This window comes from Aneurinibacillus sp. Ricciae_BoGa-3, from assembly GCF_028421645.1.
In the GTDB taxonomy this organism is placed as follows: Bacteria; Bacillota; Bacilli; order Aneurinibacillales; family Aneurinibacillaceae; genus Aneurinibacillus_B.
Genome location: NZ_CP116888.1, coordinates 314022 through 329993, shown reverse-complemented (window position 1 = coordinate 329993; position 15972 = coordinate 314022). Strand labels below are relative to the sequence as shown.

Here is a 15972-nt window from a genome sequence, read left to right as displayed (position 1 = left end):
ATAATTTAGCGTTTATTCGTAAACACAAAGTCTAATATTGAACCATTTACTTTTAGTTTCGCCTTCCCCTTCTTACCCGATTTCCAGGTAAATTCTAACTCCTTCGTTTCTTTTCCAGTTAGTAGTTTTTTCACTTCTGTTTTAGAAATTTTTGCGCCTAGCATTTCTTTTCCTATGATAAAGTCACAGGATTTTTTGTAATTAGCGCAAAGATAAAAGTTCTTTCCCTCTACCACATTTGCTTGGCATTTCGGGCATTTACCCAAGACTTCTTTATCGGATGTACGGGAAACGGAAACATGGGTATGCTTAAAATCATCCATCATTTGTTTCACATACACTATCATTTCATCGTAAAAATCTTTTGGCTGATAGGTACCGTCTTCAATACTAGATAGTTTTTGCTCCCATGTGGCGGTTAGCTCAGGTAGCGTAATATCTTTTCCGTTTAAGCTTTGGATGATTTCAATACCAAAATCTTTGGCGTGGAAGGATTTTACCTTACCAGAACCTTTACGTTCTATCATTTCAAGTTTAACCAACTTCTCTACGATACCGCCCCTCGTAGCAGGTGTACCTAACCCTTTTGCTTCTTTTAACACGCTGGACAATTCTTCATCTTCCACAAAACGCCCCGCATTTTCCATTGCTTTACCCAATGTTTCATCGTTATAGCGTTGCGGTGGAGTGGTCTTCTTCTGAAGTAGTTTGGTTCCCTTTAGGTCAAACACTTCCCCTTTGTTGACATCTGGAAGAACGTTGTCATTGCCTTTATACGTATAAAGCTCCATGTAACCCATGTTTACGAGTACACTGCCTGTCGTATTAAATTTATGACCGTTACTTTCCGTAACAATGTTGGTTTTGTTTGTAACCATAGGAGGAAAGAAGATAGCCAAAAACCGCCTGCAAACCATCGAAAAAATGTTTTGTTCTTTGGCACTAAGCTTGCTTAAATCAACCGAGACACCTGTCGGGATGATGGCATAGTGGTCTGAAACCTTACTGTTATCTACATATTTCTTATTTTTTGCTACAGACGCTAAAACAGATGTATCTTTCATGACCAAAGAAGCTTTATCCTTCAATTCAGGAACCGATAATACCGATTTTAGATACTTCGGAAACTCTTTGGCTATTGCCTCGGTAATATAGGGAGAATCCGTCCTTGGGTAGCTTAGAATTTTCTTCTCGTATAAGTCTTGGGCGATTTTCAAGGTTTCTGCCATTGTATATCCGAAAGTTCGGTTTGCTTCATTGGACAATTCTTGTAGAGAATGCAGTCCAGGCGCATATTTCGTTTCCTTTTTCTTTTCAACTTTGACAACTGTCCCTTTGTTGCCGAACTGTTTAACTTTGGCTTCTGCTTTTGCTTTCTCAAAGAATTTCGTTTCATTCTCATTCGCTTCATCGAAATAGATGCCTTTGTATTTTCCAAAATCCGCTTCAATTTCCCAAAAATCTTTCGGTACGAAATTACGAAGTTCCAGTTCTCTATCCACAAGAATTTTGAGGACAGGTGTCATCACTCGTCCTACATTGATTTTTTTATTGGCAACTAAGGTAACCGCCCTTGTGCCATTTAAACCAATTAACCAATCAAAATAGGCTCGATATTTTGAAGCGACGGTCATATTCTTAAGGGCGGGTTCGTTTTCATCCCGTAAATTGTCCAAAGCCCGTTTTAGTTCATTTTCCGTTAAGTCTTCATGCCAAATGCGTTTTACAGGCAGTTTAACACCAAGGCTATCATAAAAACTAAAGAAGATATGCTGTCCTTCTCGACCAGGGTCACATGCATTGATGATATAATCATAATCACCATTTTGAATCTCGCTTTTAAGCTCTTTAAACATCGCTTGTTTGTCCTTCTTCGGTTTGTATCCAAACCGTTCAGGAATCATGGGCAACACAGATAAATCCCATTTCCCCCATTCAGATTTGTAATCTTGTGGCTCCCTTAATTCCATCGTGTGTCCTGCAAAGGATTTAAACGTAATGGTATCTTTATGCCCAAGTTTTTTATAGACTTCTTTAATTTCATTCATTAAAGAAGGTTTCTCCGCAATTAACAAAGCTTTCATGATTATTTCCCTCTCTTTCTCCGATAAAAACTATTAACTATATACCATTATCTTATATGCATATATTATAGTCAATTTTATTTTACAAAAAAATTATTGTAGCACGACGTTTGCTACATCACTTAGGTTAACCCTGTCAATTTCACTTAACGGATACACCTCTTTTTGAATGATAATACTTGCAAGCTGTTCATTCCAGTTCACTTGATAATGAAACATGGAGAAAAGATTGTTTAATGGCAGATAAACCTTATTGCCATCCATCACGGCAATATCTTTTCCGATAGCCATACCATTCAGCGATACCGTTTTATCTTTCATGTTGATAGACAAGAGGTTGTCCCTTTCCTGTACTCGGAAAGTATCCCCTATTAGGGACACATGAAACCCTTTTACTTTACTTACATCACGTAGCTCGATATAAGCATTCCCATCTCGATACAACAAAGGTGTATCCGTTTGAATCACTTCGTTATCAACAAAGAAGAACGATTTATTTTGTGTTTGAAGGATACGTGCAACATTTTCATACGCAGTCGTATCACCATTTGTGAGCTTTAATATTTTCTCCTGTATCTTTAAGGCTTGTTGCTGGTCTCCACCTATTTCATATTGCTGACTGAATTTGTTTAGGAGTGTTAGTTGCGGGGCATTAAAAGCACTCATTTCCGCTGTCATTAAACTCTGCAGATTTCGTCCTGCATTGCGAAAATCTTTATACGTAACGACCAACTGTGCAACTAAATTTTTCATGTTTTGAATCTGAAGTTTCGATTGCTCCCCCGATTTTTTCTCTTGTGTTTGCTGAAATAAAGCCATGAGCAATTGGTTATCTTTATTTTCATTATCGCTATCCGTTAGTAGGGCTTGTTGAAGACTGTTCAAATCAGATGGATTGGTTAAAGAGAGCACCTTTTTTTGCGATTCTTTATACAAATTTGCACGTACCGAAAAATACTTTTCAAGCAATATCGATTTTTCACTAAGTGATAAACTTGAAAAGGTTCGTGCATAGACGGTTTGTTCGAGTGTTTTTTTTCGGTTTTGTAAATCCAAATCGATTTTTTGATTCTCTTGGGACAGTGTTTGTACGTTTTGTTGGGAGTTTGCGTTATCACTATTATAGAAGGTAGGCTGAGGGGTTTGGATGTTGCTCATGTTTACGCCACTTGCAAAAACGGGTAGACTTGAAGCCCCCACAAGTAAGGCTGTAAGTATGATAGTTTGTTTTAGCTTCTTCATCGTAAGACTCCTTTAAATTTCAATATTATTGTCTATAAAGTATAAATTAATTTATGTAGTTTTTAAACCACAATATCGTTCTATTTCTATTTGATAAAATAAAAAATGAGCAGACAAGTCTACTCATTTCGGTCTAACTCATTATGCACCAGATGAAAACGCTGAAAGGGAAGCAACACAGCTACTACCTTACCATGTATTTCATCTCGTTTAACAAAGCCCCATGAATGTGAGTCATAGGAATTGTTTCGATTGTCGCCAAGAACAAAGTAACATCCCGCAGGAACCTTTGTTTTCGGATACGTATACGTCGGCTTTTCGTTTAGATAATTCTCTTTTAACGCTACATCATTCACATAAACAGAACCCTTTTTCACCTCAACTGTGTCTCCTGGTAAACCGATAATTCGTTTTAAATAAGATTCCTTTTCGTTGATAGGAAGTTTAAAGGAGATAATGTCTCCACGTTTGTAATCTGACTTCGTGTAAATCAACAGATAATCTTTTACCTGTATGGTTGGAACCATTGATTCTGACGGAACAATTGAGAACTGAAAGAAAAGCGAAAGCAACACCAGAACGATTATAATTCTACCAAGTCGAAAGATATTCTTTCCGAATTTCTTTACAAATAATTCCCGAAAACGTGCATCGAACAACTCCCGAAATTTCCATTCCATTTTATTCACCCATCCTAATCCCTCAAAAAGTTTGGTTTCAAACACCTTGCTTTTTCTCTATGTCTCATTATATGCAAGACCTTTGTGTCCATAAGGAACCGTTCTGTACAGTAAAAAAGATAGCCGTTTTAAGGCTACCTCTTCACGAAGCAATGGGAAGGATTTGCTTCGCAATTTTTTCTTTAATTTTGGAGAACCTAATCGTATTATCGGTTTTATCGATGGCTTTATCCAGTGCGTCTTTTGAGCCAATTGAAACAACCGTCTCTTTTGCTCTTGTCCACGCTGTGTAGATTAAATTCTTATTGAGCATGCCTTCTTGTGAGGAATGGATAGGCATAATGACGACAGGAAATTCACTTCCTTGGCTCTTATGTATAGTTATCACAAACGCCAATTCCACTTCTTCAATGCTTAATTCATCATATGCAACTGTTTTATCATCGAATTCAACCTCTACGATGGTATCCCCTTCTTTGTTTCGGCTAATAGAGTGAATGTATCCTACTTCTCCATTAAACACTTCTAAATCATAGTTATTAACGGTCTGAATAACCTTGTCGCCTTCTCTAAAGAAATTGAGTTCATTCACTTTCCACTCTTTTTTCGTAGCAGATGGTGGATTAAATTTTTGTTGCATCAAACGATTTAATCGCCACACACCTAAATCACCTTTTCTCATAGGCGACAGCACTTGAATATCCCTTAGTTTATAACCCTGTACTTGTACAAATCTATCGACCATTTCAATGATGCGAGATTGTACATCCAACTTGTTTTGGGTCTGAATGAAATAGAAGTCATTTTTATTCGTATCAAAGGTAAGTCCATCTTTGTCAGTTGTTTTGATTCCTTTGATGATTTTATGAGAGTTCATCACGATTTGGCTTTCTCTTGCTTGTCTAAAAATCTCAGTTAAAACGGTAGTCGGAATCTTTTTGGAGTTAATTAAATCCCGCAGGATAAGCCCCGCTCCCACGCTTGGCAACTGCTCGTAATCACCGACAAATAAAATTCGTACGTCTTCGTCAATAGCTTCTAACAATTTATAAAAGACAAACGCATCAATCATGGAGGATTCATCAATAATGACAAAATCACCTTGAACGAGGGTGGTTTTATTTTCTTTTTGAAAACCATTTAACCCAATGGTTCGGTGAATGGTCATCGCTTCCATCCCCGTAAGCTCTGTCATTCGTTTACTAGCTTTTCCTGTAGGCGCACAAAGATGAATGGTAGCGGTTGGTTTAATGGTTCGAATACATTGGATGATGGTGTTGATGGTCTGAGTTTTTCCCGTACCAGGACCTCCTGTAAGGATACTCATACCATTCTGCAGAGCCATAAAAACAGCTTCTTTTTGTTTTTCTGCTAACGGAAACTTATGGGTAGTCTCATACTCCGTGATAAATTCCTCAATTTGTTGCGTGGTTGCTATGGGTGTCTTTGACTCTTCAACCAACTTTTTAAGATGTTTTACAATCTGATTTTCAATGACATGATAAGATTTTGTGTAAATACACTCTACGCCCTCTTCATCCTCTTCAATAACGACTTTCTCTTCTTCTATCAGCATATCTAAGGCTTCATTTACTTTGCCATAAGAGATAAATTCATGATTGGTTTCATCTTTAAATGCCCCAACGTGTAATAAAAAGGAATTGATTTCTTGTGAGAGATTCCTTTTAGTGACATACAAATTCCCTTTGCTTTTTAAATCGTTCTCCAAAAAATAAAGAATCCCCTGTTTAACTCGTTCGATGTGATGGAAGGGAATTCTTTCGTTTTTTGCAAACTTATCCGCTTGTGGGAAACTTATTTTAGGAATTGAGCATAAGGAATAAGGATTCTCTTTGATTCGAATAATAGCGGAATCTCCCAACGCTTCATAGATTCGCAATGCGGTCTTGTATCCACCCCCATTGCTTAATACATACATGGCAACATCTTCATATTTTTTATGGGAAGCCATTTTTTCATGTATTTTTTTTGCTCGTTTCTCACCCATTCCAGGAACTTTTAATAGGTTTTTCCAATCCGCTTCAATTTGAGAAATCGTCTGAAGTCCAAAGTGCTGGACAATTTTTTCGGCAGTTTTGTTTCCAATTCCCTTTACACAACGTTTTAAGAATTCCTGTATTCCCTTTTCTGTTTGCGGAACCAACCGCTTTGCCCACTCTAAATTAAATCCATACCCGTATATATTGTGATTTTTCCAACTTCCTACTCCTTCAAATTCATCTTCTTCAAAGATGGAAGGGAAATTCCCTGCTAAAACAATTTCCGAAGTAGGAAGAAAAGTTGAAGGGTAATCAGTAAACTTTGCTTCGAATATGGTATAGCCGTTCGTATCAAAGCGTTTTCGAATTTTTACGACCTCAAATTTAACAGGGATATCCATCCCTTCCTTTGGAATCATCCTCTCTCCCCCTTTTATTCTCCAACAGATACTTTCTTCGTTCCTTTGACAACAACGGGGGTTTCACACTCCGCTTCGACAACCATGTATTCTTCATTATCGATTACTGTTGGGTTTAGTCGTACGACTAACGCATCGTTTTCCTCTTCATCTTTTTGAGATTTAATGAGCATGGTAAACTCCAGCACATTTTTAGATGTAATGTTGGTAGGTCGCTCAAATTTACGCAACGAACCAATTTTTCTTTCTGCATCCGTATTACTTGCGACGTGAGCAGATATTCTATGTCCATTTTCTATACGTACAGGTAGTGTTAAATCTTTAAATTCGATTCGCACCTCTTCTGTTCCTTTACCTGCATTGTAATGAAGGTACACTTCCATTTCGAAGGTGTCAGCTTCTCCCCCGAAACTCGATTTGTATTTATTTAAAATATTGTATCCCCTTTTACCTGGGATAGTTAATATCTTTAATGGTCTATACATGCGTCCAATCATGGATATTTTTCTCCTCCTATTTTGACCTACAACCTGTTTGTAAACTAATAGCATCATAGCAAACGAATCAAAAATTGTCAATTTTATTTTACCAAAATTAAAATCTATCCAGTTTCGGTTAAATTTTTATAGAACATAGTCAAACACAAAATCGCTTTGTCTATATTCAACGCGATACTATAATAAGAGCACAGATGGTTCATACGACATGTTAAAGTGACTGAAATTTTGAAGGGAGGTTTATACGTGCGATTCAAAACAGTTCTTATTGTAGATGATGCTTATTTCATGAGAAATTTACTCAAAAAAGCATTGAAGGAAGCTGGCTACGATGTCGTTGGAGAAGCTAAAAACGGCAAAGAAGGTATCAAACTATATTTTGAATTGAAACCAGACGTTGTCACAATGGATATTGCGATGCCTGAAATGTCAGGTGTTGGAGCAACAAAGCAAATTTTGTCCAAAGACCCTACCGCTCAAATCATTGTCGTGACAGGTAACAATGATGAAGCCATTCAGCAAGAAATCATGCAAGCAGGCGCAAAAGAATATCTTCAAAAACCATTTCAACCCGCCTTTCTTTGGAGCAAACTGGACAAGATGCAAGAAGGGATGTCCGAAGAACAACCAAAAATGACGGAGACAAAAGAAAGTGTTCAACCGCCTGTGGTTTCTGATGATGGAATTGAAGATAATTTTGAGATTATCATCCAAGACAAACCAGACGAGAGCAAAAGTCAAATATTTGAGATAAAAAATTCAGAGGATGATATTGAGTTCCCTAATTCATTTCAAATAGAAGAGGAACAAGAAGCCCATAAGCTCTCGCAAGAAAATATTGAAAAAATAGAGCAGGAACAAAACGATTTTTCTCCTTTGGAGAAGGAGGAATCTTTCATTGACTTAGTGGAAGAAGAAGAGCCACCCGTAACGGCATCGGATTCACCAGATATCGAGATTCGGGAGCCTGAAATCAGAAACCCTGTTATGGATTCTAGAGAATCTTCTGTTCCATTCACGCAACCGCCAATGGAACCTTCTATTCGGGAACCTCACAGAGACTTCCCTATACGAGAACCAAAAACGAAAGAATCCCCTTCCATCGCTAGGGAATCTTCGATACGAGAACCGCAACATTCTCCGAGAGAAGTCGTTGTGGAACCGCCTCGGTCATCCGCCACTGTTCGTCCAACAGAACCTTTGGTTTCTACTGTGGAGATAACGAAGTCGAAAAAAACCGACAGAAAAATCGAAGAAATCAACATCCGCCCACAGAATCCGATGGTTTCAGAGGAACCCGTCAACATTAAGCCGCCAAGAGGAAGAATCTTGAGGGAAGAATCCTACGATAGATTAGCTAACATGGATATAGAAGAACCCATCCTGAATGATTCTAGTAAAGATAACTATAATAATGGTAAAAATGATGGGTTGTTTGGCATTGTGAAAAAACTATTCAAAAAGTAAAAAACTAAAGGAGGAAACAACTATATGAATACTATTACAGCATATGAAAAAGCCATGAATAACAAGGAAATCCTGAAAGGACTCGTTAAAGTCGTTCAAAACAATAAAGAACTGGAAACTGACGTGTTAGTTCTCGATTTGGACGGCGTGAAAGGGATTATCGTGCGAGACGAAGTTGACCTGGAAGTACAATGGAAGTCTCTCGTGGGTTTCCTTGGTAGAGAAGTAAGTTTCGTTGTAAAGGAAATTGATAGAGATAATAACGTGCTGATTTGCTCTCGAAAAGATGCACAAGCCATCCTTAAAGAAGGCATTGTGGAGCGACTTCGTGAGGGTGAAGTATTTAATGCCCAAGTCATTAATGTACTCAAATACGGTGCTTACGTGGAAATCGAAGGCGTAACAGGTCTGCTTAAAAACGTAGACTTTGCAGAAGATTACACAACCGTTGGCGAAGTTCTCAAAGTTGGTGATAGCGTCAATGTAAAACTGCGCAAAGTATCCTCTAACGATAGACTAATTTTTGAAGCGGTTGAAAAATATAAGAATCCAACCATCATGAGCTTCGATATGTTCGAAAGAGACCAAGTTGTCCTTGGTGTTGTACGAAATGTGAAGCCTTGGGGTGTTTACGTTTGCATCGCACCTGGACTCGATGCACTCTGCCCTATTCCTGGCACGGGTGAAGTTGAAGAAGGCATGAAAGTTTCCTTCCGCATCACACAAATCAAACCAGAAGAAGAACGAGTACGAGGAAAAATCGTAAGAATCATCTAATTTGAGTCCAGAACAAAGGCAGAAGGACATCAATTCTTTCTGCCTTATTTTTAATAGAAGAAAGGAGCGTTACGTGAATGTATATAAAAGAACAGGATAGCCCTATTGTCATTCCAGCCGACCTCAAACAAACCTTTGAAAACAAATTCAATCTTAATATCGGAAAAAACGAAATCATTAAGATGAAGAATAACAATGTGATTACCGACCGAGATATTGAGATTGCAAAGTTTTTGTTCCGCTATAAGTTTGCCACGGCTGACCAAATTTACAAACTCTTGGGCGAAGATAAAACGAAAGTAAACCTAAAAAACCGCTTAGACAAACTGGTCAAATATCGTGTGCTCAATAAGTTCATGCTGTCCGATTTTGAAGAAGAACAAGTTGCACCTGATTCCTACCAGATTTATTGTTTGGATTTGGGTGGACGTTATCTGCTTGCGAACTATTCCAATGAGGACACAACGGACTGGTACAGTACCATCAACATGAAATCTTCCGAGATTATTTCTAAGAATCTATTAACAACAGAAATTTATCTTCGCATCAGAGAAACATGCCCTGATAAACTGGTTTATTTCAAAGTTGAACCTGACTTTCGTGTTGGAAAGAAAAATGTCTTTCCTTCTTTTGAAATGTGCATGAAAATCAATGGGCAAAACCGCTATTTTGTTGGTGAAGCCATTCGTGAGTATGACTTCCCTCTTCACATCCGAGATAAAGTATTCAAATTGGAAAGTTTGATGACGACAAATGCCTGGAAAAAATATTATTACGATGCAGAACAACCACCCGTTCTTTTTGTGTTTGCAGATAGTGATTTAACAGCACTTGAAGCAGGCAAACTCATTACAGAGTCCTCTGAAATTCGAAATTTCAGACTCTCTACGGATGAACGTTTACAACGGGTACTGCATGAGGCGGGGGCATTCTTACGTTATCTTCCTGAACAAGATGTTCTTCAAGAAATCAAAGCGGTTACGTTTAGACCCTAAAAAAGAAAGGAGGTAGAAATGTGAGTCTTCCCATCAATGACTACCTACAAGAAAGACGAATTGAAATGAAACTATCCATTCAACAACTTTCCAAGGAAAGTGGCATTTCTGCCTCTCATATTTCCCGCATGGAGCGAAGGCTACGAAACCCATCTTCTCAAACACTTCAACAATTGTCCACTCCGCTTGGGGTTGATTATATTACCTTACTTAAGGTAGCAAACCTCCTCGATAACCCCAACAGCAATTGTGTAAATTTAGAACATATCCTGACGAATGAAACCTGCATTTTTCATGAAAAAGAGATTCCTCTCCCTGTTAAAGAGAAAATCCTTTCCCTTCTAGCTGAATATGTACATTGAAAAAGGACTTATATTTAAGTCCTTTTTATTTGCCAAATGCAGTTGTTACCAAAATCGAGAATATTACTTCTACAGCCCCTAACATTGCAGTTGTTATACCCGAAATGAGGATGTTATTCAAGATAACTCGTCTAGCTTTTGGATTACTCGCTCCAAGTGAAGCCAAATGTATCATATGCATAATAAACACGAGGAGTGCTGTTAGGATACCAAATCCTATAATTCCTTGAATAATAATGTGATATTCATCCATTAAAGATTTCCAGGCATCTGGCAACTTTGGTTGGGCGAAAGATGGAACCGTAAAGAAAAGAAACATCGATAAAAAAACAGGCATATATTTTACATATCGAGGGGCTACCTCTAAAAATTTGTTCACGTTACGACCTCCTTGCGAGAATTTTTATATTATAGTTTGATTAAATGACAAATATAAACGGAAACGGACTGTATAGTATCTGATGCAATTTATAGAAAAGGCGCGGTTTTACTTTTGACTATAGTCGTGATATTATGAAACAAGCACCGATTAATTATCGAATAAACGCTTAAAATAAAAGCATGAACAGAGAAAACTGGTAAGAATTATCTTACATACAGAAGGGAAAATCAAATGAACACAGGTAAAAGTAATGCGGGACATGTATTTGTCATAGATGGAACGGACAGTAGCGGGAAACAAACGGTATCCGATGCCGTTTATACGAAATTAAAAGAAAACGGCTATCAGGTGCAAAAAGTATCGTACCCAAATTACGATAGTGCCTCTTCTGCCTTGGTAAAGATGTACTTAAACGGAGAATTTGGTGATAATGCGGATGAAGTGAATCCGTATACCGCTTCTTCCTTTTATGCAGTGGATAGAATCGCTTCCTACTTAAAAGAATGGAAAAAGTTCTATGAGTCAGGTGGCATCATTATTGCTGACCGATACACCACAAGTAATGCAATTCACCAAGCATCCAAAATTCATAATGAAACCGAACGATTGGCATTTTTAGAGTGGTTATGGGATTTGGAGTTTACGAAACTTGGACTTCCCATTCCAAGCGAGGTTATTTTTCTCAACATGCCCATCCAAAACAGCATGAAACTGATGGCGGAACGTATGAATAAGATAACGGGTGAATCTGCCAAAGACATTCACGAAAGTAATCTGGAATTTATGAAGCAGTCCTATGAAAATGCTTGTTGGGTAGCGGATAAACAACAATGGAAAGCCATTTCCTGCATTACTACAGAGAGTTGGGAAGAAAAGATTGCCAAAGACATACCAGGAGATTTGCGTCCTCTTGATGCTATTATTACGGATGCCTATACCCTGATTGTTGAAAGAATGAAATAAAAAGAGACGACAGAGGCTTGTGTCAACAAGTCTCTTTTTATATAGCAAAATTGGTAAAATATAATTTCCATGTTTTAAATTACATGATATGATTACTTTAGTCTTGAAAGGGGAGAATTTTATATATGGATACACTGGATAATCAGGAAACACCAACTCTTGTGAAATCAGAAATGACGGAGAACAAGGGGATTCCAATAAAGGTTATTCCATTCATCCTTTCTAAGAAGAAAACGATTCTAAGAAAGACGTTTTTCTTTTTAGTCGGATTTACTTTTTACTTGTGGTACTCTTCACATTGATGACATTCGCCCTTTCTTCTTGGTAAGAAGGGCGTTTTCTGTTTATCTAACAGGTAAACCATGCTTGCCCTACCCTTTCACAGTCATAAATATGAATACATCGTGAGTAAAAAATATTTTACAAATTCCAAATAAACATGTAAAAAATACTTGACAAAAAAAATTGGCTATGGTAGCTTTTACGTAAAGAATTTACTGATATTAGGTAAAAAACCAGTTGAATCTAATAAAGAACGTATTCTTTTCACATACTACACGAAACATAAACGGAGGATATAGCAATGAAGGAGACACATACAAAAGAATCGATTAATAGCTTGGAAGAATTGAAGCAAAGAGGCTTGTATATAATAGATGAAGATGAAGTAACGGTGGAAAACCACATCATGGAAAAACTACAGGAGAAAGGTTTACTCGTTTCAGATTTAGCGAAGCTGACAGGTTTGTCTAGACAAAACATTAACGCAGTCGTTAAAAACAAAATGAAACCTGGTGTCGATTTTGCCTTAAAAGTCAGCTATGTATTGGGACTTACTGTTGAGGAACTCTTCACACTTACCGACAATGCTTGGGTGAAACCTTATAAACAAGAACGAGATGCTACGCTCTATCTTGATACGGTTAATCTCGAAATCATTGATAACACGGTTAAGAAAGAAGCAATTTCCAAAACAGGTCATGAATACTACAACAAAGAAACAAACAAGTTCCTGACAAGAGAAGAACATACTGACCTTCTTAAAGCCTTCCTGGATAAAGAGACTCCAGCAAAAATCGAGGAGTTAAAGGAAGAAAACAGTGACCTAACAACCACGAAGCTCATGTCATTGGCTAAAGAAGAATTACGCAATGAATTTAACAACACCTATACTAGAATTTACAAAAAGTTAGGTGAACGAATTCAACCATACGTCATCAATTCGAAAAAGGTGGGGAGCAAATCGTGAAAGCTCTATTAGCAAAAATCAAAACAAAAGAGTTTGTTCAAAATTTGCTGGTTGAAATCATTGGAGACATTATCATGATTTTAATGGGACTTGGCGCAGGTTATTATATCAAAGTCGCACTCATTGGCTAATAAATGAACAAACCACGAGGAGCAGTAGATTTCTAAATCTACTGTTTTTTTGTTTGACCAACCCCCTCCCTTTTATAGAAACTACCAAATCCCCATAACATATAGGAAGTTAAGAAATAAGGAGGAATCATCCATGAATTATAAAACACATGTTATCGGAGGATTTAGTGCTGGTGTATTTGCCAATGAATATTTACTCCCTCATACAAACGCCCTCTATCATCTTTCACCAATTCTCATGGGTTCCATTTTTGTTGCAGGGTCAGTGATGGGTTCCAAAGTTCCTGACATTGACCATAGAGGTAGCCATACGGGTCGGAATCATCAGGTTGCTTCCTTTGCGGTGAATACGATGTTTGGTCATCGAGGTATTACGCACTCCCCTATTTTTGTTATGGGTATGATGGCTTTATTGATGTTTTTATCTAAAATGTTTTTATCAGGAATATTTCAAGCATTAGGAAATTATTTTGCGATTGGTTTTGGTATCGGGATAGCCAGTCACCTCTTATTGGACGCATTAACTGTAGGAGGCATTCCCCTACTTTATCCTTTCAGCAAAAAGAAGTTTCACATGCTTCCACTTCGTACTGGAGGATTCCTAGAAAAAGTTTTTGCCGTGCTGTTGGTTCTGGCAACAGCTTCGGAAATAGCAACCAAATATGTATCACATTAATCAGACGGAACACTTGCCCATTATTTGAGCAGGTGTTTTTGTTTTCCGTTATCTTTCATGTACGAATTCGCTTTGTAGATGTACAATAGCCAATGTACTAATAAAATTCATTTCCTAAACGTACATAAAATAATTTTATTTTTTGTAAATTATATTTTACGGTTACAAATGAGTATGATATACTAGATATATTGATAATTTCGGGTACGCAACTACATGTTGGGAGATAAGGAGGTAGAGAGATGAAAAAACGCTGGCTTTTTCCAAACAAAAACATTGAAGAACTAAAAAAAGATAAACGTCTGACGGGTGTATCTGACATCACGCTAAAGGTTTTGGTAAACCGTGGTTATGATACACCAGAAAAAATAGAATCCTTTTTATTTGGGACATTAGAAAATCTCCATGATACAAGACTAATGCAGGATGCGCAAAAAGCGATTGATATCCTGAAACACTCCATTAAAAATGGAGAACAAATGGTGGTGTACGGAGATTATGACAGTGATGGCGTAAACAGTACTGTGGTTATGACTGACCTACTCCGTAAGGCTGGAGGCAATGTAGGCTTTTACACGAACAATCGATTTACACAAGGATACGGCATGATGCCTTCAGGCGTCGATGAATTATTAAAACTTTATCCTGATACCAAATTGATTATAACCGTTGATAACGGCATCATGGCATTTGAGGGTGTTGATTATGCAAAAAATTTAGGGCTTAAAGTCATTGTTACCGACCACCACGAACAAGGTGACACCATACCCAATGCCGATGCTGTCGTTGACCCCAAGCGAAAAGATGATGAATATCCGTTTAAAGGACTATGTGGCGCAGGGGTCGCCTTTAAATTAATGCTTCTCCTCTTTTGGGAGATGGAACTACCTTTAGAAACGGTCTATGATACCCTGGATATTGTAGCTGTGGCTACGGTTGGCGATATTGTTCCATTGGTTGACGAGAACCGAGTGATGGTACAAAAAGGTTTGGAACTGGTGCGTAAAGAAAAACGAACCCTCTATAAAATCTTTCGTGAAGTCACAGGGGTAAAAGAAGTAAATGCCCACTATACCTTTGGTTTTATTTATGTTCCCATGTTAAATGCTATTGGGCGACTGGACGGTGACCCACGAAGAGCGATTGAGATGTTCTTTGGGGAAGATGAAGAACTGATGCGGGAAACCATCACCTACTTAAAAGGCATTAACGATGAACGTAAAAAAATGACCGAGCAACAATGTGAACGGGCAGAAGAAATGTTGCGTGAAAAAGGAATTAAGAATGTTCTTGTGGTCTACGATGAAAGTTTCCATGAAGGTATTGTCGGACTTATTGCGGGTCGGCTAAAAGAGAAATACAATCGCCCTACTTTCGTCTTTACTAAAACGGAAAGTGGACTTTTGAAAGGTTCTGCACGTAGCATTGATGGATTCCACTTAAAAAAATCGTTTGAAGAACTGGAAGCCTATATTGTTGGTGGTGGTGGTCATGCAAAGGCCGCTGGATTATCAATCGAAGAACACATGGTGGAACCCTTTGAACAGGCGATGAATGAGTTAGCAGATAAATGGCTAACCGAAGAAGATTACATTAAAAAATTTCACATTGATGCTACCATCGATGCAAACAACGTAACCATAGATATTGTGGATGAATTGAAAGAACTCGAACCGTATGGTGAGTCTTTCCCCAAACCTATTCTGGTTATGGACAACTTCCAGGCTAAAAAGCCCTTCTATATGGGTGAACAAAAAAATCACGTTAAGCTGATAGGCGATTTTATATCGCTGATTATGTGGAGACAGGCGGAACGCTACAGAGCTAAAGGAGAACCGCTGTCAGTAAGAGCTATTGGTTATCCAGAACTGAACGTTTATAACAATAGAGTTTCGTTACAGTTTACCGTTGATGGTGATAACTACATTGATGCTACCAAGTATTGATAAGCAAATGCAGGAACTCATAACGTTATAATCCTAACTTTTAGATATTTGCTTACTGTTTTCCCATAATCCACTACTTCTAACAAAAAGGAGACTCACGAA

16 protein-coding genes are annotated in these 15972 nt (G+C 37.9%); 10 read left to right on the top strand and 6 right to left on the bottom strand.

All coding sequences use genetic code 11. The annotated features are described in order from the left end of the window. Positions 1-5 precede the first annotated feature (5 nt). The 5 genes from PP175_RS27245 to PP175_RS27225 form a co-directional block, all read right to left on the bottom strand. Positions 6-2084, bottom strand: coding sequence for a type IA DNA topoisomerase (locus tag PP175_RS27245; protein ID WP_272444230.1), 2079 nt, complete (start codon positions 2082-2084; stop codon positions 6-8). Between the two features lie 93 nt (positions 2085-2177). Continuing rightward, positions 2178-3326 carry a stalk domain-containing protein gene (locus PP175_RS27240; protein ID WP_272444229.1) on the bottom strand — a complete coding sequence of 383 codons (1149 nt, stop codon included), beginning with the start codon at positions 3324-3326 and terminating at the stop codon, positions 2178-2180. Positions 3327-3445: 119 nt separating this feature from the next. Further along, on the bottom strand, positions 3446-4006 hold the full coding sequence (gene lepB, locus PP175_RS27235) for a signal peptidase I (protein ID WP_272444228.1): 561 nt from the start codon (positions 4004-4006) through the stop codon (positions 3446-3448). A gap of 142 nt (positions 4007-4148) precedes the next feature. Continuing rightward, on the bottom strand, positions 4149-6425 hold the full coding sequence (gene recD2 / locus PP175_RS27230; RefSeq protein WP_272444227.1) for an SF1B family DNA helicase RecD2: 2277 nt from the start codon (positions 6423-6425) through the stop codon (positions 4149-4151). Between the two features lie 14 nt (positions 6426-6439). Continuing rightward, the gene (locus PP175_RS27225; protein ID WP_272444225.1) at positions 6440-6922 is read right to left on the bottom strand and encodes a hypothetical protein; all 483 of its coding nucleotides are present in this window, start codon (positions 6920-6922) and stop codon (positions 6440-6442) included. A 246-nt stretch (positions 6923-7168) separates the two neighbouring features. On the opposite strand from PP175_RS27225, the gene PP175_RS29790 reads away from it, so the two are divergent. The 4 genes from PP175_RS29790 (at position 7169) to PP175_RS27205 (ending at position 10523) form a co-directional block, all read left to right on the top strand. Then, positions 7169-8389 carry a response regulator gene (locus PP175_RS29790; protein WP_334314241.1) on the top strand — a complete coding sequence of 407 codons (1221 nt, stop codon included), beginning with the start codon at positions 7169-7171 and terminating at the stop codon, positions 8387-8389. A 24-nt stretch (positions 8390-8413) separates the two neighbouring features. Further along, a complete protein-coding gene (locus tag PP175_RS27215) occupies positions 8414-9166 on the top strand; it encodes a S1 RNA-binding domain-containing protein (RefSeq protein ID WP_272444224.1) in 753 nt (250 codons plus the stop codon). Between the two features lie 77 nt (positions 9167-9243). After that, the gene (locus PP175_RS27210) at positions 9244-10161 is read left to right on the top strand and encodes a hypothetical protein (RefSeq protein WP_272444223.1); all 918 of its coding nucleotides are present in this window, start codon (positions 9244-9246) and stop codon (positions 10159-10161) included. 20 nt (positions 10162-10181) lie between these two features. After that, entirely contained in the window at positions 10182-10523 is a 342-nt protein-coding gene (locus PP175_RS27205) for a helix-turn-helix domain-containing protein (protein WP_272444222.1), read from the top strand. A 25-nt stretch (positions 10524-10548) separates the two neighbouring features. On the opposite strand, the gene PP175_RS27200 is transcribed toward PP175_RS27205, so the two are convergent. After that, positions 10549-10902, bottom strand: coding sequence for a hypothetical protein (locus PP175_RS27200; RefSeq protein WP_272444221.1), 354 nt, complete (start codon positions 10900-10902; stop codon positions 10549-10551). 234 nt (positions 10903-11136) lie between these two features. Here PP175_RS27200 and PP175_RS27195 point away from each other — a divergent pair, with 234 nt between their 5' ends. The 6 genes from PP175_RS27195 (at position 11137) to recJ (ending at position 15870) form a co-directional block, all read left to right on the top strand. Further along, positions 11137-11868 carry a dTMP kinase gene (locus PP175_RS27195; protein ID WP_272444220.1) on the top strand — a complete coding sequence of 244 codons (732 nt, stop codon included), beginning with the start codon at positions 11137-11139 and terminating at the stop codon, positions 11866-11868. Positions 11869-11993: 125 nt separating this feature from the next. Then, positions 11994-12170 (top strand): hypothetical protein, encoded by a 177-nt coding sequence (locus PP175_RS27190; protein WP_272444219.1) that lies wholly within the window; start codon positions 11994-11996, stop codon positions 12168-12170. A 281-nt stretch (positions 12171-12451) separates the two neighbouring features. Beyond that, positions 12452-13117 carry a helix-turn-helix transcriptional regulator gene (locus tag PP175_RS27185; RefSeq protein ID WP_272444218.1) on the top strand — a complete coding sequence of 222 codons (666 nt, stop codon included), beginning with the start codon at positions 12452-12454 and terminating at the stop codon, positions 13115-13117. After that, complete coding sequence (locus PP175_RS27180; protein WP_272444217.1) at positions 13114-13248, top strand: hypothetical protein; 135 nt, start codon at positions 13114-13116, stop codon at positions 13246-13248. The genes PP175_RS27185 and PP175_RS27180 overlap by 4 nt, the downstream gene beginning before the upstream one ends. Positions 13249-13381: 133 nt before the next feature. Continuing rightward, on the top strand, positions 13382-13924 hold the full coding sequence (locus PP175_RS27175; protein ID WP_272444216.1) for a metal-dependent hydrolase: 543 nt from the start codon (positions 13382-13384) through the stop codon (positions 13922-13924). A 242-nt stretch (positions 13925-14166) separates the two neighbouring features. Continuing rightward, positions 14167-15870: a single-stranded-DNA-specific exonuclease RecJ gene (gene recJ, locus PP175_RS27170; RefSeq protein WP_272444215.1), complete on the top strand. Its 1704-nt coding sequence runs from the start codon at positions 14167-14169 to the stop codon at positions 15868-15870. Positions 15871-15972 lie beyond the last annotated feature (102 nt).

Excerpts from the sequence above, each read along its gene's own strand:
- PP175_RS27245 (WP_272444230.1), bottom strand. The coding sequence starts at position 2,084 with ATGAAAGCTTTGTTAATTGCGGAGAAACCTTCTTTAATGAATGAAATT.
- PP175_RS27240 (WP_272444229.1), bottom strand. The coding sequence starts at position 3,326 with ATGAAGAAGCTAAAACAAACTATCATACTTACAGCCTTACTTGTGGGG.
- lepB (WP_272444228.1), bottom strand. The coding sequence starts at position 4,006 with ATGGAATGGAAATTTCGGGAGTTGTTCGATGCACGTTTTCGGGAATTA.
- recD2 (WP_272444227.1), bottom strand. The coding sequence starts at position 6,425 with ATGATTCCAAAGGAAGGGATGGATATCCCTGTTAAATTTGAGGTCGTA.
- PP175_RS27225 (WP_272444225.1), bottom strand. The coding sequence starts at position 6,922 with ATGATTGGACGCATGTATAGACCATTAAAGATATTAACTATCCCAGGT.
- PP175_RS27215 (WP_272444224.1), top strand. The coding sequence starts at position 8,414 with ATGAATACTATTACAGCATATGAAAAAGCCATGAATAACAAGGAAATC.
- PP175_RS27210 (WP_272444223.1), top strand. The coding sequence starts at position 9,244 with ATGTATATAAAAGAACAGGATAGCCCTATTGTCATTCCAGCCGACCTC.
- PP175_RS27195 (WP_272444220.1), top strand. The coding sequence starts at position 11,137 with ATGAACACAGGTAAAAGTAATGCGGGACATGTATTTGTCATAGATGGA.
- PP175_RS27190 (WP_272444219.1), top strand. The coding sequence starts at position 11,994 with ATGGATACACTGGATAATCAGGAAACACCAACTCTTGTGAAATCAGAA.
- PP175_RS27185 (WP_272444218.1), top strand. The coding sequence starts at position 12,452 with ATGAAGGAGACACATACAAAAGAATCGATTAATAGCTTGGAAGAATTG.
- PP175_RS27175 (WP_272444216.1), top strand. The coding sequence starts at position 13,382 with ATGAATTATAAAACACATGTTATCGGAGGATTTAGTGCTGGTGTATTT.
- recJ (WP_272444215.1), top strand. The coding sequence starts at position 14,167 with ATGAAAAAACGCTGGCTTTTTCCAAACAAAAACATTGAAGAACTAAAA.